This window comes from Candidatus Amarolinea dominans (assembly GCF_016704685.1).
GTDB lineage: Bacteria > Chloroflexota > Anaerolineae > SSC4 > Amarolineaceae > Amarolinea > Amarolinea dominans.
The window spans coordinates 20,735-39,134 of sequence record NZ_JADIZS010000036.1 but is presented as its reverse complement, the minus strand read 5'-3'; the positions used below and the strand labels follow the sequence as shown (position 1 = coordinate 39,134).

General features: G+C 63.2%; 19 protein-coding genes. 13 read left to right on the top strand and 6 right to left on the bottom strand.

What is annotated here, in order from left to right; translation table 11 throughout:
- Positions 1–52 precede the first annotated feature (52 nt).
- The 5 genes from galT to IPF85_RS19815 all read right to left on the bottom strand — a co-directional run bounded on the left by galT (position 53) and on the right by IPF85_RS19815 (position 4,339).
- Entirely contained in the window at positions 53–1,051 is a 999-nt protein-coding gene (gene galT / locus IPF85_RS19835) for a galactose-1-phosphate uridylyltransferase (RefSeq protein ID WP_343409792.1), read from the bottom strand.
- A gap of 24 nt (positions 1,052–1,075) precedes the next feature.
- The gene (gene amrA, locus IPF85_RS19830; RefSeq protein ID WP_343389866.1) at positions 1,076–1,594 is read right to left on the bottom strand and encodes an AmmeMemoRadiSam system protein A; all 519 of its coding nucleotides are present in this window, start codon (positions 1,592–1,594) and stop codon (positions 1,076–1,078) included.
- Between the two features lie 26 nt (positions 1,595–1,620).
- Positions 1,621–2,766 (bottom strand): acyl-CoA dehydrogenase family protein, encoded by a 1,146-nt coding sequence (locus IPF85_RS19825; RefSeq protein WP_343409791.1) that lies wholly within the window; start codon positions 2,764–2,766, stop codon positions 1,621–1,623.
- A 156-nt stretch (positions 2,767–2,922) separates the two neighbouring features.
- Entirely contained in the window at positions 2,923–3,498 is a 576-nt protein-coding gene (locus IPF85_RS19820; RefSeq protein ID WP_343409790.1) for a phosphatase PAP2 family protein, read from the bottom strand.
- 151 nt (positions 3,499–3,649) lie between these two features.
- Complete coding sequence (locus IPF85_RS19815; RefSeq protein WP_343409789.1) at positions 3,650–4,339, bottom strand: nucleotidyltransferase family protein; 690 nt, start codon at positions 4,337–4,339, stop codon at positions 3,650–3,652.
- A gap of 265 nt (positions 4,340–4,604) precedes the next feature.
- On the opposite strand from IPF85_RS19815, the gene IPF85_RS19810 reads away from it, so the two are divergent.
- From IPF85_RS19810 to ssb, 9 genes are all read left to right on the top strand, one after another.
- Positions 4,605–5,789, top strand: a complete 1,185-nt coding sequence (locus IPF85_RS19810) for a DNA double-strand break repair nuclease NurA (RefSeq protein ID WP_343409788.1) — start codon at positions 4,605–4,607, stop codon at positions 5,787–5,789.
- A gap of 40 nt (positions 5,790–5,829) precedes the next feature.
- Positions 5,830–6,423: a hypothetical protein gene (locus IPF85_RS19805; protein ID WP_343389861.1), complete on the top strand. Its 594-nt coding sequence runs from the start codon at positions 5,830–5,832 to the stop codon at positions 6,421–6,423.
- Between the two features lie 13 nt (positions 6,424–6,436).
- Complete coding sequence (locus IPF85_RS19800) at positions 6,437–6,943, top strand: cupin domain-containing protein (RefSeq protein WP_343389860.1); 507 nt, start codon at positions 6,437–6,439, stop codon at positions 6,941–6,943.
- Between the two features lie 25 nt (positions 6,944–6,968).
- Entirely contained in the window at positions 6,969–7,754 is a 786-nt protein-coding gene (locus IPF85_RS19795) for a glucose 1-dehydrogenase (protein ID WP_343409787.1), read from the top strand.
- 133 nt (positions 7,755–7,887) lie between these two features.
- Positions 7,888–8,355, top strand: coding sequence for an AAA family ATPase (locus IPF85_RS19790; RefSeq protein ID WP_343409786.1), 468 nt, complete (start codon positions 7,888–7,890; stop codon positions 8,353–8,355).
- 306 nt (positions 8,356–8,661) lie between these two features.
- Positions 8,662–9,009 (top strand): hypothetical protein, encoded by a 348-nt coding sequence (locus tag IPF85_RS19785; RefSeq protein WP_343409785.1) that lies wholly within the window; start codon positions 8,662–8,664, stop codon positions 9,007–9,009.
- Positions 8,978–9,454: a low molecular weight protein-tyrosine-phosphatase gene (locus IPF85_RS19780; protein WP_343389856.1), complete on the top strand. Its 477-nt coding sequence runs from the start codon at positions 8,978–8,980 to the stop codon at positions 9,452–9,454. Before IPF85_RS19785 ends, IPF85_RS19780 begins: the two co-directional genes overlap by 32 nt.
- A complete protein-coding gene (locus tag IPF85_RS19775; RefSeq protein ID WP_343409784.1) occupies positions 9,451–11,103 on the top strand; it encodes an ATP-binding protein in 1,653 nt (550 codons plus the stop codon). Before IPF85_RS19780 ends, IPF85_RS19775 begins: the two co-directional genes overlap by 4 nt.
- Positions 11,104–11,225: 122 nt before the next feature.
- A complete protein-coding gene (ssb, locus tag IPF85_RS19770; protein WP_343409783.1) occupies positions 11,226–11,615 on the top strand; it encodes a single-stranded DNA-binding protein in 390 nt (129 codons plus the stop codon).
- Positions 11,616–11,812: 197 nt separating this feature from the next.
- On the opposite strand, the gene IPF85_RS19765 is transcribed toward ssb, so the two are convergent.
- Positions 11,813–13,807: a S8 family peptidase gene (locus IPF85_RS19765; RefSeq protein WP_343409782.1), complete on the bottom strand. Its 1,995-nt coding sequence runs from the start codon at positions 13,805–13,807 to the stop codon at positions 11,813–11,815.
- A 275-nt stretch (positions 13,808–14,082) separates the two neighbouring features.
- Between IPF85_RS19765 and IPF85_RS19760 the strand changes: the two genes are divergently transcribed.
- The 4 genes from IPF85_RS19760 (at position 14,083) to IPF85_RS19745 (ending at position 18,318) form a co-directional block, all read left to right on the top strand.
- The gene (locus IPF85_RS19760; RefSeq protein ID WP_343409781.1) at positions 14,083–14,610 is read left to right on the top strand and encodes a bifunctional nuclease family protein; all 528 of its coding nucleotides are present in this window, start codon (positions 14,083–14,085) and stop codon (positions 14,608–14,610) included.
- A gap of 120 nt (positions 14,611–14,730) precedes the next feature.
- On the top strand, positions 14,731–16,113 hold the full coding sequence (gene dnaB / locus IPF85_RS19755) for a replicative DNA helicase (protein WP_343409780.1): 1,383 nt from the start codon (positions 14,731–14,733) through the stop codon (positions 16,111–16,113).
- A complete protein-coding gene (locus tag IPF85_RS19750) occupies positions 16,110–16,841 on the top strand; it encodes a DnaD domain protein (RefSeq protein WP_343409779.1) in 732 nt (243 codons plus the stop codon). The genes dnaB and IPF85_RS19750 overlap by 4 nt, the downstream gene beginning before the upstream one ends.
- A gap of 61 nt (positions 16,842–16,902) precedes the next feature.
- On the top strand, positions 16,903–18,318 hold the full coding sequence (locus IPF85_RS19745; protein ID WP_343409778.1) for an ATP-binding protein: 1,416 nt from the start codon (positions 16,903–16,905) through the stop codon (positions 18,316–18,318).
- Positions 18,319–18,400 lie beyond the last annotated feature (82 nt).

Genomic DNA, 18,400 nt, shown 5'->3' with positions numbered 1-18,400 from the left:
AAGATGTTTTCAGGCAGGATTGTGCCCTCACCTGCGCCGGGAAAGCCCTCGGTCAGCCGTTCGTACTGCGCAAAAAGGCCGCACATTCTTCTGGCAGGGCCGCGTTGATGCGCATGCCAGAGCCGATCTCGAAACCGGCCGTGGTGTTCAGCCGCGGCACGACGGTGAGATACCAGTGCGTGTAGTCGCGACCCGGTTCATGCACCGGTGCGGAGCGCACCATGAAATTATAGTCCGGATCGCGCAATCCCACATACAATTTGCCGGTGATCAGGCGCAGCAGCGCGGCCATCGCCTCGATCTCTTCGGGCGGCACGTTGTTGAACGAATGGCGGTGGCGCTTGGGCAGCAGCCAGACGTGAAAGGGGGTTGACGCGGCATAGGGTACCAGGGCGACATGGTGGGCGTTTTCGGCAATGATCCGCGTGCCCGCTTTCAACTCCTCGGCCAGAATGTAACAATGAACGCAGTGACCGGTATCATCGAAATATCGCCGCGCCTCTTCCATGCGCGCGCGGGTGTTTTGCGGCACGATGGGCAGGCCGATGATCTGGGCATGGGGATGGGCAATCGAGGCGCCGGCGCCAGGCCCGTGGTTCTTGAAAATCAGGACATGCTCGATGCGGCTATCGTGGGCCATCTCGCGCGCACGCTTTTGCAGGGTGAGCAGTGTCCAGGCCACCTCGGCATCCTTTTGCAGCGCGGACGTGGTGTTGTGCAGCCGTGATTCGACCACCACCTCGTGATAGCCCACGGCGTGGATGCTGCGCTCCACGCCCTGGGAGTGGCGATGCGGGTCACCTTCCCGTTCCACGGCCGGGTAACGGTTGTTGAGCACCCGCAGTTGCCACGGGCCGGTGGTGGGCACGCGCAGCACTTCGAATTCAGGCCCTTCTTCATTGCCAGGGCAAAAAGGGCAATGCGCATCGAGGACCGGTTGGTGCGCGGTCACAGGGCGCGAATTGGTGATGAACTGCTCCGGGCGCTTGGCGCGCTCGCTGGCAATGATCACCCATTCTTTCGTCGCGATGTTCTGACGGATCTCCGGCATAGTGACCGTGCCCCTTACACTGCGTCAATCGTACTTTTCGGTACTGAAGCGAAACAGGCGTATCGGTTCGTCTGCACCGATTGTCGCTTTGCGCCGCGCCAGCGCCACCTGCAACGCCGGCGTCTCGATGCCCTCGATGTTTGGCAGCAGCAGGCCGCGGCGACCGTCGCGTTGGCGTACCACAATCACACCGAATCGGGCTGGGTCCAGGTCGCTCAAGGAATCTACCGGCTCTGGCTCGCCCAGCACCGAGACTTCGATGCGCAGAGAGGGTACTTCATCTGGCGTCACCGGCCGAAAGCGTGGATCGCGCGTGGCCGCCGCCACACTGCCGGCCACCACTTCTGCCGCCAGTGACGCGGTGACGGGGACAACCGATCCAATACAGCCGCGCAGCGCGCCGTCGGCCGTCCACAGGGTGACAAACACGGCGGCCGGTGTGGGGAACTGCTGTACCACGTCGGCCGGCGCGCTGAAAGGGCGGTGATGAACGATCGTTTCCTGCAGCGTTTGCCGCGCCAGTTCAACCAGCGGGTGAGACATGACGCCTCCCTTCGGCTCAGGCCTGCCTATTCTTCCAGCAAGCGGCGCGCGATCACCAGGCGTTGAATCTCACTGGTGCCCTCGCCGATTTCCATGAGGCGGTTATCCCGGTAGATGCGCTCCACCGGGTACTCTCGTGAATAGCCGTAGCCGCCATGAATCTGAATGGCGCGGTAGCAGACACGCTCGGCCATTTCCGTGGCAAACAGCTTGGCCTGCGCCGCTTCTTTGGTATACGGCCTTCCCAGGTCTTTGAGCCACGCCGCCTTGAAGACGAGCAGACGCGCGGCCTGAATGTCGGTGTCGCTGTCGGCCAGCATCCACTGCACTGCCTGGTGATTGGCGATGGCGGTGCCGAACGCGGCGCGCGACTTGGCGTAGGCGAGGGCGGCGTCCAGTGCGGCCTGCGCCAGGCCCACGCTCAGCGCGGCGATGCCGATGCGCCCGCCGTCGAGCACCTCCAGCGTTTGATGCAGGCCGCGACCCTCCTCGCCGAGCAGGTTTTCTGCCGGCACGCGCACGTTGTCAATCGCCACCGCGTAGGTGTGAGAGCCGTGCAGCCCCATCTTCTCTTCGGGTTTGCCCGGTTGAAAACCTGGCGTGCTCGTCGGCACGATGACGTGACTCAGGCTGCGACTGCCGCCGCGCTTGTCGGTGCGCACCAGCAGCAGCGCCGTGGTGGCCTCGCCGGCGTTCGTGAGCCACATCTTGCTGCCGTTGATGACCCATTCGCTGCCCACAAGCTCGGCAAAGGTGCGCACGCCCCCCTGTAAATCCGATCCGGCGCCCGGCTCGGTCAAACCGAGGCAGCCGATGTGCTGCCCCCGGGCCAGCGGGACGAGGTAGGTCCGCTTTTGGGCGTGGGTGCCAAAGCGGTTGAGTGGGCCGCAGCACAGTCCCAGGTGCGCGGCCACAATGAGCGCCGTGGAACCACAGCCCCGGCCCAATTCTTCGATCAGAATCGCCGCGCTGATTTGATCAGCGCCGGCGCCGCCATACTCCTCCGGGATGTTCAAACCCAGGAGGCCCAGCGGCGCCATCTTTTTCAGGGTGTCCCATGGGTATTCACCCGTCTCGTCCACATGCCGCGCGCGCGGGGCAACTTCCCGATCTACGAAATCGCGCACCATCGCGTGTAAAGCTTTGTGCTCATCATCGAGTTCGAACAACATTGTCTTGTCTCCTTGCGCTGTAGCGCAAACGGGTGACGTTTTCGCCAACAGGCGTATTCTCTGTACCGTGTATCCCCATTCTACCACCGCTCGTTTATCCGGGTCAAGCAGCGGCCGGGGCGCATATCAGGGTGGAGGGCCGCGCCCTGACCCCGATCAGACGCGACCACCGGTGACCGCGAAGATGAGCAGCGACGTCGCGACGCCAATGGTGAGACCGATGACGACATCGAGCAGGTAGTGAACACTCAGGGCCACGCGGCTCCAGGCGGTCCACAATGACACACCGATGAACACCCAGGCGTAACCGGGAAAGAGGATGGCGCCCCAGGTCGCGACGGCGCCCATGCGTGTGGCGTGGCCGGATGGGAAGCTGTGACGGTCATATTTGACCGAATAGAAGCCGTGCTGTTCCTGTGGGCGCTGGCGTCGCAGGATGAACTTGCTGGAGGTGGTGAGGCTGCCGCCAACCGCCATGCTGATGATCCACAGCAGCACACCGCGGCGCAGAGGGTCATCGCCCAGCCACAGGCCCAGCGCGGCCAATGTGAACCAAAGGTAGCCGTCCCCCAGGTGTGCGCCCAGCCAGGCCAGGCCGTAGCGCGCATCCCCGTGACGCGTCACCACGAGACGCGCACTGCGCGCACGATCCCAGGCTCCGATCCGGCTGCGCCAGGTGCGGCGGTCCGTTTGTTGGGACGGGAGCGGAAGATGCGGCGGCTGTTCGCTCACGATACTGCTTGCTGACCCCCTATTGGCGCCGACTGGGGCGGAGCTGTGCGTCTCCCTGGTCTTCGGTCCATTTTCTAGCCCATTCTCTGGCGCACGATGTCGTACTGGAACGGTTTGTCCACGTCCATACCGATGGCCGCGTAGGGCGCCACTACCGCGCACGGACCTGGAAAATACGGGTTGCCACTCGTTCGGCGTCGGGCAGGCTCAGGCGACCCACCGCCAGTTTGAGCAGGGTGCCGACGCCCATCAGGAGCGCCTGCCGCCAGGCGCTCTTGCGCCGATCGAGCGCGGCGCGCACCAGGCTCTCGCTGCGATGGGCTGCGGCCAAGCGCACCATGAACAGATCGCCGCCGCAGTGAGGCCCCTCGCGGAAGCGAATGTAACTGCGTTTAGAAGTTGGAAAAGCGGTTTCCATGACCGCCTTGGGCACAACCGAGTAATAGACGTCATGTTCGGATTGCCGGCAGGTCGCCACAAACCATTCGACCATGTCCGACGTCAGCAGGGGAATGTCGCCCGATGCGACGAGGGTCATAATGGCATCGGGATGCTGACGCAGCACCGTATCGAGACCGGCATAGACGTTATCGAGCAAGCCCGGTTGATTACGAACGAACGTCACCGGCGTGCCCAAGTCCACCCCTTCTTCAGGGGCAATGCCCATGACGATGATATCGCGAATGGAAGGGGCTGCGCGCAGGGCATGTACGACGTGCCATACCATCGGCTTGCCCGCCAGCGGCGCCAGCGCCTTGCGCGGCGAGCCGGTGTACTCGGCCAGCAAATCCGGTTTCCCTTCCGAGTATCCCGCTGTGACGATGACATCAATTGGCTCCATAATCTCTCCTCGTCTCTCCTTCTGAGTGGCGTTCGCAGCCCGTTCGATCCAGGCGCTGTGCAGATTCGCCTGCTGGATTATACGAACGAACGATCAAGATGGCAAAGCCGCAGGGGAGCATTTCAGTCCTGGGGCACAGCAGCCCTTCAACTTGTCAAAGTCATCCCTTCGAAGCCATGCCTGTTTAACTTGACACCAGCCGCGGCCATGCGCTACAATTTCCACGGTTCCCCATCACCCATCAGCTCTGCACGGAATGAGACCGATGCCGCTTGACCTTGAGAGCCTGAGTACACAAATAGAGCAGATGACCCAAAACCTGAGCCTGGACGCCTCTAGCGACCGCCTGGCCGCGGCGCGTGAGCAGTTCCTGACCCGGGACGCGGCCTATCTGCGCGGCCGGCTGGACGATCCCCAGGCGCACCCGGCCTGGCTGGTAGGCTATCCCCTGGAGCCGCTGACCAATCGCTACCCCCTGCCCCCGCACAGCGATAACTTCTGCGTGGTCGCGTCCGACGGCTCGGCCATCTACCCCGACCGCCACAGCCCCGTGCGCTACTACGTCATCAATTCCGGCTATGCCATTCTGACCTACGGCAGCCAGCCCGATGCGGAGCTGGGCAGCCAGTGCAAGCTGTTCTACGAGGACGAGGATGTCTTCATCTCCCCCAAATACCAGACTCTGCCCATTGATGGCGCGCTGGTCGCGGTGAAGATGGCGGTCTCTGAGATGGAAACCCTGGTGCAGGCCACAGAGGCGATCTCCGAGCCGGAGGCGCTGGCGCTGCGCGATGGCACCTTGATCGTCTGGGGATTGGACAGCCCCAGCCTGAGCGAGGAGGTGCGCACCCGCTTCTTAGGCCCCTATCTCGACGCCCTGGAGACGCTGCGCCAGCGCCGCGTGCCGGTTGCCAGCTACATCAGCTTTCCGGGCAGCGACGAAGTGATCAACGCGCTGCGCGTCGGCCTGTGCCCGGACGAGCATGTCGTCTGCTCGCGCTGCGTCACCCTGCGCGACAGCGGGCTGAACGCCTGCGCCCCCATCGTGCCGCTTGAAGATCGGCGCTTGCTCGATTCCATGCTGGAGGACGGTCAACGCACCGGCCTGTGGCTGAGCCGCCAGCCGGTCGTGCGCAAGTTCTATCCCCACCCGGCCCAGCAGATTCTGTTCTTCTACGTCAACGTGGGCGGCGAAATTGGCCGCGTCGAAGTCCCGCAGTGGGTGGCAGACGATGCCGGCCTGCTCGACCGGGTTCATGCGCTGGTGGTGGACCAGTGTCGCCGGGGGCGCGGCTTCCCCCCCGCCCTGGTCGAGGCGCACGAACAGGCCGTCATCGCCATGGGCGACCGCCAATTGGTCGAACAACTGCTGGAAGCCGCCCTGGCCCAGCAGCAGATTTACGTTGCCCGCTCGCTGAAGGACCGCAGCAAGCGCGAGCGTAGCATCTAGGAACACAAAGGAAACTGTTCAGCAAAACGATGGAGAGCGCATGACGGATCGTTGCGGCGAGATCATCGCCACCAATACCAGCAGCTTCGTGGCCGAAAGCTACACCTTGCACCAGCCGCCGCCCTTGGGCAGCCTGGTCTACGTGCAGCCCACAGCCGGCCAGCCCATCTACGCCGTGGTCAGCTTTGGCAACACCGGCGGGTTGGACCCTGGGCGCCGGGTCGTGCGCCGCAGCACTGAAGATACGTTCGACAGCGCCATTTACCAGCAGCACCCGCAGCTCTCCAAGACGCTGCGCACCGAGTTCAGCGCGCTCCTGGTCGGCTATCGGGACGCCCTGGGCCGGCTGCGCCGTCATCTGCCCAGCCAGCCGCCGCCGCTGCACTACTCTGTGCTGCCCTGCGACCTGCCGACGCTCACCGCGTTCAGCGAACAGATGACCTACTTCCGATTGCTGCTGGCCGCGCAGGGCGAGCTGCCAACCGAACAGCTCCTGGCCGCGCACATTCGCCAGACGTACACCCTGCGCGGGAACGACTTGCCCTGGCTGGCCCGCGCCGCGCGCGAGGTCTCCACACTGCTGCAGGCCGAGTCCGCCCGCCTCCTGACCGTGCTGTACGACATCGAACCGTGAGAGCGCCCACCACATGCTGACCGCCCAACAACTGATCGAACTGCTCGACCTGAAGCCTCTGCCCATCGAAGGTGGATTTTTTCGACGGACCTTCACCGCCTCAGACGCTGCTGTGCAGAAGGCCGCGCCGGCGCGCGATCGCGGGCCGCGTGCGCTGGCAAGCGTCATCTACTTCCTGCTGTATGACGACCACTTCTCGGCCCTGCATCGCCTGCTGACCGATGAGGTCTATCATTTCTACCTGGGCGATCCAGTCGAGCTCCTGCTGCTGCATCCCGACGGCGACAGCCAGGTGGTCATCCTGGGGCATGATCTGGAGGCCGGCCAGCACGTGCAGTTTGTGGCGCCGGCCGGCGCCTGGCAAGGTTCACGGGTGCGCCCGGGCGGTCGCCTGGCGCTGCTGGGCACCACCATGACCCCGGCCTATGAGCAGGATGAATTCGAACTGGGCGCACGCGCCGCGCTGTTGGCCGATTATCCTGAGCAGGCCGCGCTCATCGCCGCACTGACGGCCGCCTGATTTCAGGCCAGTCAAGGGAGATCGCATGGACATTCCTCATCCTTCCGCACTGTTCGACCTGACCGGCCGGGTGGCGCTCATCACCGGCAGCGGCAGCGGCCTGGGACAGGGCCTGGCGATCCGTTTTTCCCAGGCCAGCGCCAAAGTCATCGTTCATTTCAATGCCAGCCGCGCCGGCAGCCAGGCGGTAGTCGAACGCATCGAGGCCCTGGGCGGCGAGGCACTGGCCCTGGCGGCCGACCTGACCCAACCGGACGAGGTGACTCGCCTGGTGACGCAGGCCGTCGCGCACTTTGGCCGCGTGGATATGCTCATCAACAACGCTGGCCTTTACCCTCTCGCCGGCCTGCTCACGATGGCGGCCGCGGAATGGGACGCGGTCATCGCCGCCAACCTGCGCAGCACCTTCCTGTGTACGCAGGCAGTCGCCCGCCAGATGATCGCCCAGGGCAGCGGCGGCGCCATCGTCAACATCACCTCCATCGAGGCGGAGAACCCGGCGCCCCATCACAGCCACTACAGCGCGGCCAAAGCCGGCGTTTTCATGCTCACCCGTTCAGCCGCGGCGGAGCTGGGGCGTCACGGCATTCGCGTCAACGCGGTGGCCCCGGGCCTGATCTGGCGCGAGGGCCTGGAGCACGACTGGCCGGACGGCGTCAACCGCTACCTGGCCGCGGCGCCGCTCGGCCGTCTGGGCATGCCGGAGGACGTGGCCGACGCCTGCCTTTTCCTCGCCTCGCCCGCGGCCCGTTGGATCACCGGCGCCAGCCTCACCGTTGACGGCGGCGTCCTCACCCACCAGGTCTACTGATCTCCGATCTCCGATCTCCGATCTCCGATCTCAGGTCTCCGATCTCCGATCTCCGATCTCAGGTCTCCGATCTCCGATCTCCGATCTCCGGTCTCCGATCTCCTCCGATCTCCGATCTCAGGAGTCACCCACCATGCAGCGCATCTCCGTCGTAGGCACTTCCGGTTCGGGCAAGACCACCCTGGCGCGCGACCTGGCGCAGCGCATGGGCGTGGCGCACATCGAGCTGGATGCCCTGCACTGGGAGCCAGACTGGCAGGAGGCCTCGCCGGAGGTCTTCCGGGCGCGGGTGGCCGCGGCAGTGGCAGCCGAGACCTGGGCCGCGGACGGCAACTACAGCGCGGTGCGCGATCTGGTGTGGGCGCGCGCCGACACGGTGGTGTGGCTGGACTTCACGCTCGGCATCATTCTCTGGCGCTTGCTGGGACGCACGCTGCGCCGCGTCCTCTGCCGTGAGAAACTGTGGAGTGGCAACCGCGAAACATTGGCCGCCCAACTCAGCCGTGATTCGATCATCCTGTGGGCCTTGCGCACCTACAAACGCCGGCGCGCGAATACCCGCAGCTCTTCTTGCAGCCAGCCTACCGCCATCTGCACGTGATTCACCTGCGCACACCGGCCGCAGTCAGGGCATGGCTGGATGAATGGAAGGCGGAATGCTGAATAAGAAAAGCCTCTCTATGCCCGCACCTACCACTGCGACTGATCTTGTCGCCAGTTTCCGCATGAATCAAGCCATTGACCATCCCAGCCGCTTGTGCTACAATTCGTTCGACTTAGGAATGAGAATTAAATAAGTGTCACTTTGGTGCTGTCTGTATGCTCAGAATTTGCTCGGAACTGGACAGTTAAAAAATTCTCATTCCTTAGACGAAAGGTTAGCTGTTTCCGAAATCGAGGTTCGAGCATGGTGACAGTAGCGATTAGAGATAGGTACGTCGAGGCCCTGAAGCCTTTTGGCAGCCTGGAAGATGCGGTCAACCTGGCCTTACAGCGTTATGCAATTGAGCAGGTCACAGCCAAAATAGCCGACCTAAGGCGCAGAGATGCCGTGTATCAGGAGAAGTACGGTATGCGTTATCCGGCCTTTGTCAAGCATGTCGGTCAAGATGAAGCCTTTGTGAAGATGATCGAGAGTACGATTTCCAAGACCTGGGAGATTGATCTGGCTGACTGGGAATTCTGCCATCAAGGAATGCAAGATTGGACGCGTGGATTGTCTGATGATTCAAGTTCTTTTCATCTGCCTGGGTAATATCTGCCGCTCGCCGATGGCCGAAGCGGTATTTCGTCACCTGGTGACGCAGGCCGGGCTGCAGGATAGGATCGAGATTCTGTCTGCCGGCGCCAGTCAATGGCATGTGGGTGAACCGGCGCACCGCGGCACGCTGGCTGTGCTACGCCAGGCTGACATTGCTCACCAGGGCCGCGCTCGCCAGGTGACGCCGGCCGATCTGCGCGCCGCCGATTACATTGTCACTATGGATCAGGACAACATTTATGATCTGCAGCGCCTGGACCTGCGCGGTGATCTGGATGGCAAGACGCATCGGCTGATGGAGTTTGCCCCGGCCAACTTTCCTCGTGATATCCCCGATCCCTATTACGATAACAACTTCGATTACACCTACAAGCTGGTGGTCGCCGGCTGCCGTGGGCTGCTGGCCTTCCTGCAGGAAAGAGGAATGGGGTTACCATGACTCAACACGAACGACTGGGGATTATCACTGACGGGGCCTTCAATGCGACGCTGACCGCGCGGCTGGAGGCCGGGGTGTCCACCGAAGGGCTGAGCATTGGCAGCTTCGTGATTGTGGAGGGCGAGGATCATCTCTACTTCAGCACGATCAGCGACTTGCAGCTGCGCGTAACCGATCCTGGCCTGCTGAGCGTGCCGCCCGGCGCCGCGTCCACCTTCGTCCGCGCCGCGCTGGCCGGCATCAGCACCTATGCGGTGGTGCAGGTCAAGCCGATGCTGATGATCAAGAAGCCGTCGGCCGATCCCCTGGCCTTTGTGGACCAGACGGCGCGGCCGGAGCCGGTGCGCACCATCCCCATGCATTTCGCCATCCTGCGCCACGCCAGCGAGGGTGATTTCGAGCTGGTCTTTGGCCGCGAGGGCGGCAAGTTCTTCGCCATGGGCACGCCGCTGGTCGGCGCCGATTTGCCCATCAGCCTTGACCTGGAGCGCCTGATGGAACGCTCCAACGGCGTCTTCGGCCAGTCAGGCACGGGCAAGTCGTTCCTCGCGCGCCTGCTCCTGTGCGGCATCGTCCAGCGCAAGGTGGGCGTCAACCTCATCTTTGACATGCACGATGAGTACGCGTTCGGCGTCACCTCCGAAGACAAGGTCATGGTCAAGGGTCTCAAGGACCTGTTCGGCACCCGTGTGCAGGTCTGGTCGTTGAGCGAACAGGCCGGCCGCCGCGCCGGCCGGCGGGTGGATGCCATTTTCAAGATCGGTCTCAACCAGATCGAGGCCGATGACATCCTTCTGCTGCGCGAGGAGTTGGACCTCAACGAGACGGCTGAGACCACGATTGCCCTCCTGGAAAGGGATTTTCACGGCGCATGGCTTGCCCGCCTGCTCGGCATGACACCGGCGGAGATGGAAGATTGGGCGAAGGGCGCCAACGCCAGCTCCAGCGCCCTGGCCGCGCTGCAGCGCAAGCTCTACCTGGTGGAGCGCCGTCCGTTCGTGGTGCCGCAGGCCGACACCAAGGCCATTGATGAGATTGTGGCCCTTCTCGACCGGGGCATCCATGTCATCCTGCACTTTGGCAGCGAATCGCGCACGCTCGACCATATGCTGGTCGCCAACATTGTGACGCGCCGGGTGCGCGAGCTGTATGTGCAGAAAATGGAGAAATTCGTCGAATCGCGCAACGAAGCCGATGCTCCCAAACCGTTGATGATTACCCTGGAAGAGGCGCACAAGTTCCTCAACCCGCGTGCGGCCCGCCAGACCATCTTCGGCACCATCGCGCGCGAACTGCGCAAGTTCCGCGTCACCCTGATGGTGGTGGATCAGCGCCCCAGCGGGATTGACAGCGAGGTGCTCTCGCAACTGGGCACGCGCGTCACCGGCAAACTGACCGAAGAACGTGATATCGAAGCGGTCCTGACCGGCGTAGCCAACCGCGCGGCCGTGCGCGCCATGATGGAAAGCCTGGACACCAGGCAGCAGATTCTGATGGTGGGTCACGCCGTCCCCATGCCGATCGTGCTGCGCACGCGACGCTACGACGAGGCTTTCTACCGCGCCGTGACGAGCGATGAGCGTCGCGGCGACGACCGCAGCCCGCTGCCCAGCTTCAGTCAGGATATGGACGATTTGTTCGGCGCCTGAGCGCGATTTTTGCCCTCCTCTTTTCGTTAGGCCTTCCGAAGCGGACTGTCCGCTGACAGCACTGCTGGCGATTGACAGCACTGCTGGCCACTGTCACGTCGAACAAAACAGGGAGGACTCATATGGCAAACTTGAATCGCGTGCAGTTAATCGGGCGCCTGGGTCGTGATCCGGAAGTGCGCTACATCCCCAGCGGGGCGCAGGTCGTATCGTTTTCGATGGCGGTTGACCGTGTCTGGAAGGGGCAGGACGGTGAGCGCAAACAGGCCACGGAGTGGTTTCAACTGGAGGCCTGGGGTCGCCTGGGCGAAATCTGCCAGCAATATCTGAAGAAGGGCAGCCTGGCCTACGTGGAAGGCGAGTTGCGTAACGATCAGTGGGTTGATGACAAAGGCGAGAAACGCTCGCGCACCAAGATCAACATGAACGGCTTGCAGCTACTGGAACCCCGCCGACATGATGAGCCGCCCCCGCCGCCCCTGGAAGAGCCAGCGATCGAAGAACCCTTCTAAATCACGTTGACGTGAAAACCTACGGCTGGGAGCGCGGGCGTTTCGCCCGCAAAGTCGCCAGGCTTCGACGTGAAAACTCCAACGCCGTTCCGCCATCTTCCCCCTTCGCCAACGCCGTTCCGCCCTCTCCCCCCCTTCTCCTCTCCGCACTGCGGAGAGGAGAAGGGGCCGGGGGTTGAGGAGAGGAGAGGCTGCCCTTAGTTGGGCGCGGCGGCCCAGACGCTGAGATTGTCGAAATCAATCCGCACGTCGCCCTGGTCGAAACTGGCGGCAAAGAGCGCCGCCGTCCCCGTGTCGAACGTGCCATCTTCGACGGTGGCCAGCACTTGCCCGTTGACCGTGACTTTGAACTGCTTGCCTCGTGCCTCGACCCGCAGACGATTCAGATAGCCCACCTTCAGAATGGCTTCGGCCGGTGTCCACGGAATGATCTCCTGCCACTGCCCACTCACCAGGCGGGCAAAACTGTAGGACCCCTGTGAGGTCAGCCCCACGTAGTAGAAATTGCTGCTGTCACGCTGGCGCAGGATCAAACCGTAGGCGCCTCCGGCTGGCCCATCCGTTTGGCCGGCCTCCACCTCGATCACCACATTGTCATAACGCCCCGGAATGGCCTGACTCAGCAGGCTCTGCGGCTGCCGGGCGATCAGATAATAGCGCCCTTCGGCCAGACCGCGCTGCTCCTGCTCATTCTCGTTGGTCGGCCAGGCCGGATCAGGGCTTGTGAAATCCTGGCGCAGCAGGACATTCAAAGCCGGCGTCGGTGTGACGGCCCGCGCCTCCAGGACGCGCAGCGCGCTATCCAGCCCGCCCAAAAGGATCAAGAGCGAACAGAGGCACAGCGTCAGGGCAGCCAGGGCCAGCCCGGCCCACCACAGCCCCCTCGACAACGTGCGCCGCGGTCGCGGGTCAGGTGGCATTGGCGCGGCCGGGGTCAGCGGGAATGGCGCGTCTGCCGCGGTCTGCGAGCGGGGTGCAGAGCTTGCGGCGCTGCCTGCGAAGTCGCCGGCGGTGTGCCCGACCCGGTAGGCGGCATAGGCATCGCCGCGACCCGCGCCCTGCGTCTGCGCGTGACGCCCCAAATCTTTGGCGCCGGCCAGCAGATGCGCCTTGACCTCCGCCGGAGTTGCATTGGGATCGGCTTCCAGGAGCAGAGCCGCCACGCCGCTGGCATGGGCCGTGGCCATGCTGGTGCCGGATGCTTCGGCGTACAGGTCGCCCTGACTCGCACCCATGTGCGTGCCACGCGCGCGGGTTGAGGTAATCAGCGTGCCGGGAAAGAGTACATCGGGCTTGATGCGCCCATCGGCTGTGGGGCCATGCGCCGAGAATTCAGCGATGCCGTCGGCATCGGTGCTGGCGCCCACGGTGAGCACCTGGCGCGCACAGCCCGGTGCGCCCACGCTGTGTGGAGCCGGGCCGTCATTGCCGGCCGCCACACACACCACCACACCCTGCTGCACGACCGCGTCGCAGAAGAGCGACAGCGCGTCGCTGCCATCGCCGTAGTGCTCGCTGCTCAGCGACAGATTGACGACACGCGCCCCCTGTACCACGGCCCAGTCCAGGCCGGCCATCACATCACTCGACCAGCCGGCGCCCCGATCGTCCAGGACGCGGGCCACGAGGAGCGCGGCGTCCGGCGCCACACCGGAAAAGCGCCTGGCGCTGGCGCTGCCGCTGCCAGCAATGATGCCGGCGACATGGGTGCCATGTCCCTGACGGTCGAGCAGGTTGTCGCCGGCAAAGACGGCCGAGCCGACCACGCGTCCGCGCAGATCAGGATGCGAGACATCAATGCCGGTATCGAGGAGAGCCACGCGCACACCGCGCCCGGTGACGCCCATGCCCCACACGCGCGGCGCCTGGATCAAGGACACGGAAAAATCAAGGCACACCTGCACAGGCAGGTCGTACCACAGGCGGTCAATGGCCGGATCGTCGCGCAGCGCGTAGATTTGTCCTGGCGTGGCCAGCAGTGCCACCATCGGCAGGAGCCGATACTGGTAACGAACGGCAACGACAGTTTGCCCGGGACTCAACGAGGGCTGCAGGCCGCGACTGGCGTCCAGCCGCACGATGAGCGGAATGGCCTGCTCGCTCTCAGTCTTTTCGATTTTTTCGATCTTTTCTATCTTTTCGATCTTTTCTATCTGCGCTTGAAGCAATGGGTCTGTTTTTTGCCGGTTCATCCCTGTCCTTGCCGGTCGCACCCGCGCCGGTTTGTTGCCCAAATAGCTGCGGCGATTATATACTGCAAGCGGGAATAGACTTCACTTTTCCGCCTACGGAAACAGGCGCAATTCGTGCCCGCTTGCAGTATACCATTCCGCCCGCACATCTCCAACTGCTCACTTTGGTACGACTTGTGCCTTGTGGTATAATCTTTCTGGCGTGGTAGGCGCCGGCACGCTCCGTAGCGCATTGTCAGAGCTTGCATGTCCAACTGCTTGTGAGGAGGCACCGCATGATCGAGGTCACGATTGATAGCGTTCGGGTCAGCCTGATGTCACAACACCGCGTGGTGGTCTTGAAAGAAGTTGACGGCGAGCGCTACCTGCCCATTTGGATCGGGCCTTTCGAAGCGGACGCCATCACGATCCAACTGCAGGGCATCGAAGTGGCCCGACCGATGACTCACGACCTGCTGATGCGCATCATTACCACGCTGGAGGCGCAGGTGCTGCGTGTGCTGATCAATGAGCTGCACAGTGAGACCTTCTTCGCCACGATTGTCGTTGATGCGGCCGGCGAGATCGTAGAGATAGATGCCCGCCCCAGCGACGCGATTGCCCTGGCAGTACGCGCCCGTGTGCCCATCTTCATCGCCGAGGCGGTGATGGACCATGCGGCCATTTTGCCTGAGACCGATACGCAACTGCCGGAACCGGATGAGGCGCGACGCAAGAAGGACAAGACCGCAAAAGACGAAGAGGGCCTGGACATCTTCCGCGAGTTTGTGGAAGGTCTGGACATGGAGAGCTTTGGCGATTAAGAGCCTGTCCAAACGACGAACCCCATCAAACGAAACTGAGCGCGGCGAGGCCATAGCCTCGCCGCTGCTGTCTCAGACAAAACGCAGATAAGTCTGCTTTTAACGGACGACAATCACGGTATGACCACACCGGACAAACTGATCCCTTCCAGCCGGGAAGCCGAAGAGGCTGTCCTCGGCTCGCTCTTGATTGACACCGACGCTGTGATCAAGGTGGCGTCGTTCCTGCGCGCCGACGATTTCTACAGCGAAAAGAATGGCTGGGTCTACCAGGCCATTCTGGACCTGCACGAACGCCGCCAGCCAGCCGACTTCGTCACCGTGTGCGAGGAACTGGGCAGCCGCAATCAGCTGCAAGAGGTGGGCGGGGACGCGTACATCACCGATCTCATCAACGCCGTCCCCACAGCCATTCACATCGAGCACTACGCGCACATCGTGGAGCGCAAAGCGGTCCTGCGCCGTCTCATCACCGCGGCCGGGCAGATTGCCCAGTTGGCCTACGACGAGTCGCGCGAGGTGGATGAGGTGGTGGACGAGGCCGAGCAGATCGTCTTCAACGTCTCTGAACGCCGCATCCGCCACGACCTGGTGCCCATGCAGCAGATCATGGGCGACGTGGTGGATCGAATTGACTACCTGGCCCGCCATCGGGGCGAAGTGCTCGGCGTACCGACCGGCTTCAAGCTGCTGGACAAAATTCTGGGCGGCCTGCAGAAGTCTGATCTCATCATCCTGGCGGCGCGCCCCAGCGCCGGCAAGACCAGCCTGGCTCTCAACGTGGCGGCCAACGCGGCCAAGCGCTACGGCCAGCGCGTGGCCTTTTTCAGCCTGGAGATGTCGGCCGAACAGTTGGTGCAGCGTCTGCTCTCCTCAGAGACCGGCATTGACCAGCAGCGCCTGCGCCTGGGCGATGTCCACGACGATGAATGGCCCATCCTGATGGAAGCCGCGGGCGTCCTGGCTAACACCCACCTGTTCATTGACGACTCGCCGGCGGTCAGTGCGCTGGAAATGCGCACCAAGGCCCGGCGCCTGCACGCCGAACACGGGCTGGACGTCATCGTCGTTGACTACCTGCAGCTCATGCGCGGCCAGGCCACGCGCAATGAAAACCGCGTGCAGGAAATCTCCTACATCACGCGCTCGCTCAAGGAATTGGCGCGTGAGATGAAAGTGCCGGTGCTGGCCCTGTCCCAACTGTCGCGCGCCGTGGAGCAGCGCGCCGATAAGAAGCCGATCCTCAGCGACCTGCGCGAGAGCGGTTCCATCGAACAGGACGCCGACATTGTGCTCTTTGTCCATCGTGAGGATATGTACGACGAGAACACCGAGCGCAAGAACATAGCCGACATCATGGTGGCCAAGCATCGCAACGGCCCGGTGGGCACGGTGTCGCTCTACTTTCACAAGGAATTGACGCAGTTCCGCGACCTCGAAATGGTGCGCGAACCGCTGGATCCGGAGGCGTACACCGTGAACATGCCTGAGCGCCGGCCATGAAGGGTTTTCCGGGCTTTCCGGCCGGCGACTTGCCCCAGGTCTCGCTGCCGCAGTTCGCCTTCACCGATCTGCTGCCGCTGATTGATCACCTGGCTGAACTCAAAGTCACGCTGCACTGCCTCTGGCGCGCCAGCGAGAAGCCGAGCAGCCTGCGCTTCATCACGCAGGAGGATCTGCTGACCGACGCACGCTTGCGCAGCAGCCTGCCCGACAGCGCCGCTATCCTGGATGGGCTGGAACGGGCAGTGGCCCGCGGCAGCCTCCTGCACCTGGTGGTTGAGCACGCTGGCGAGCGCGCCGACTGGTATTTTGTGCATGATGAGGCCGGGCGCACCCTGCAACATCAGGTGCGCAACGGCATCATGCCGGAGTTCGACGATCCGCTGCTGGGAGACCGCGCCCTGCGCGCCGAACGTCCCAACATCTTCGTGCTCTACGAACAGAACATTGGCCTGCTGCAGCCTTTGCTGGCCGATGAACTGCGTCTTGCGGAGCGCGAGTATCCGTTCGACTGGTTGGAAACGGCGTTTCGTGAAGCGGTCGTGCGTAACAAGCGCACCTGGCGTTATGTGCAGGCTATCTTGCAACGTTGGGCCAGCGAGGGCCGTGAAGCGCCTATGCCGGAACGTAAGCCGGAGCGCAAGGTCCCAAGCCCCAAATCTGCTGCGGCCAAAGCCCCCAAAAAAGCCAAGAAACTCGGTAAACGGTCCGATCCGTTCGATTACTGAGGATGAGACACTGCCGATGCGCAGCGCTTTCTGCACCACGCAAGAGGTGATGAGGTGACGAGTGAAAAGCCTGGCTGATATTCTGACGCGTGTAGCGCAGGATCACCCAACGACCGCCAAGTCTGGCGAAAGCGCCGCCGCGGGCGCTGATGTGTGCCCAATTTGCCGCGGGACCGGGTTCGTTCTGCGTGATGTGCCCATCTCCGACCCTGATTTTGGCAAGGCGCAACCCTGCATCTGCACCCTGAAAAACGCCGCCTGGGAACGGGCCGTACACCTGCGCCAGGTCAGCAACCTGGGCCAACTGGAGCGCCTGACCTTCGAGCGCTTCTTGCCGGACGGCGTGTCGTTGTCCGAAGAAAAACGGGCTACCCTGCGCCATGCCTACGAACACGCGCGCGCATTTGCCGAGAAACCCGTCGGCTGGCTGGTTCTGCACGGGAGCTATGGCACCGGTAAGACCCACCTGGCCGCGGCCATTGCCAACGTGCGCCTGGCGCGCGGTCAACCGGTGCTCTTCGTCGTCGCCCCAGACCTGTTGGATTACCTGCGCGCGGCGTTCTCTCCGCAGTCCGACGTCACCTTCGATCAGCGTTTCGAGGAGGTGCGCAGCACCCCGCTCCTGATCCTGGATGACCTGGGCGCGCACAGCACCACACCCTGGGCGCAGGAAAAGCTGTACCAGATCATCAATCATCGCTACAATGCCCGTTTACCTACCGTCATCACCACCAACATGCGCCTGCAAGACCTGGACGAACGCGTGCATTCGCGGCTGGCTGATACGGAAATCAGCGAGTTGATAGACATCCTGGCGCCCGATTTTCGCCAGACCAACAAGACTTACGACTCGCTCGATCTCAACAGCCTGGCTCTGCATGAAAATCAGCGCTTCGACAACTTCGATCTGCGCAACCATGAACTGATGGGCGAACAGCGCGCCAGCCTGGCCGAGGCGCTGGCCGTGGCTCAACGCTTCGCCGAAAACCAGGAAGGCTGGTTGATCTTTACCGGCACCTACCACTGCGGCAAGACTCACCTGGCTGCGGCCATTGCGTATGAGCGCCTCAAGCGTTACAGCGCCGCGCCCATGTTCGTTTTTGTGCCCGACTTACTGGATTACCTGCGCGCCGCGTTCAACCCGGCCAGCACGGTGTCGCTGGATGAGCGCTTCGAACAGATCAAGAAGGCCGATCTGCTCGTGCTCGATGACCTGGGCGCACACAGCGTCACTCCCTGGGCCACCGAAAAGCTCTTTCAACTGATCAACTATCGCTACGTGACCCGGTATCCCACCGTTTTCACGATTGCCATTGACAACCTGCCCCTGGAAACGCGCTTTCACGCCCGCGTCTTCGACCCGGGGCGCAGCCGTGAGATCGAAATTCTGGCGCCTGCTTATCGCCCGTCGCTGCGCCCGGCGCTGCGCCCGGCGTCGGCCACATCCGCGCCCCGCGTCCCGCGCCGCAGGCGCTGAGACCGGCCCTGGATCACCGCGTCGCGCTCGCAGACATGGCCCAGGGAACCGGAACGCAGAGCCAATCGTTCTATCAGGTTGT

Bases quoted from the DNA above. Each gene is read 5' to 3' on its own strand.
- galT (WP_343409792.1), bottom strand. From the start codon at position 1,051: ATGCCGGAGATCCGTCAGAACATCGCGACGAAAGAATGGGTGATCATT.
- amrA (WP_343389866.1), bottom strand. From the start codon at position 1,594: ATGTCTCACCCGCTGGTTGAACTGGCGCGGCAAACGCTGCAGGAAACG.
- IPF85_RS19825 (WP_343409791.1), bottom strand. From the start codon at position 2,766: ATGTTGTTCGAACTCGATGATGAGCACAAAGCTTTACACGCGATGGTG.
- IPF85_RS19815 (WP_343409789.1), bottom strand. From the start codon at position 4,339: ATGGAGCCAATTGATGTCATCGTCACAGCGGGATACTCGGAAGGGAAA.
- IPF85_RS19810 (WP_343409788.1), top strand. From the start codon at position 4,605: ATGCCGCTTGACCTTGAGAGCCTGAGTACACAAATAGAGCAGATGACC.
- IPF85_RS19805 (WP_343389861.1), top strand. From the start codon at position 5,830: ATGACGGATCGTTGCGGCGAGATCATCGCCACCAATACCAGCAGCTTC.
- IPF85_RS19800 (WP_343389860.1), top strand. From the start codon at position 6,437: ATGCTGACCGCCCAACAACTGATCGAACTGCTCGACCTGAAGCCTCTG.
- IPF85_RS19795 (WP_343409787.1), top strand. From the start codon at position 6,969: ATGGACATTCCTCATCCTTCCGCACTGTTCGACCTGACCGGCCGGGTG.
- IPF85_RS19790 (WP_343409786.1), top strand. From the start codon at position 7,888: ATGCAGCGCATCTCCGTCGTAGGCACTTCCGGTTCGGGCAAGACCACC.
- IPF85_RS19785 (WP_343409785.1), top strand. From the start codon at position 8,662: ATGGTGACAGTAGCGATTAGAGATAGGTACGTCGAGGCCCTGAAGCCT.
- IPF85_RS19780 (WP_343389856.1), top strand. From the start codon at position 8,978: ATGATTCAAGTTCTTTTCATCTGCCTGGGTAATATCTGCCGCTCGCCG.
- IPF85_RS19775 (WP_343409784.1), top strand. From the start codon at position 9,451: ATGACTCAACACGAACGACTGGGGATTATCACTGACGGGGCCTTCAAT.
- ssb (WP_343409783.1), top strand. From the start codon at position 11,226: ATGGCAAACTTGAATCGCGTGCAGTTAATCGGGCGCCTGGGTCGTGAT.
- IPF85_RS19765 (WP_343409782.1), bottom strand. From the start codon at position 13,807: ATGAACCGGCAAAAAACAGACCCATTGCTTCAAGCGCAGATAGAAAAG.
- IPF85_RS19760 (WP_343409781.1), top strand. From the start codon at position 14,083: ATGATCGAGGTCACGATTGATAGCGTTCGGGTCAGCCTGATGTCACAA.
- dnaB (WP_343409780.1), top strand. From the start codon at position 14,731: ATGACCACACCGGACAAACTGATCCCTTCCAGCCGGGAAGCCGAAGAG.
- IPF85_RS19750 (WP_343409779.1), top strand. From the start codon at position 16,110: ATGAAGGGTTTTCCGGGCTTTCCGGCCGGCGACTTGCCCCAGGTCTCG.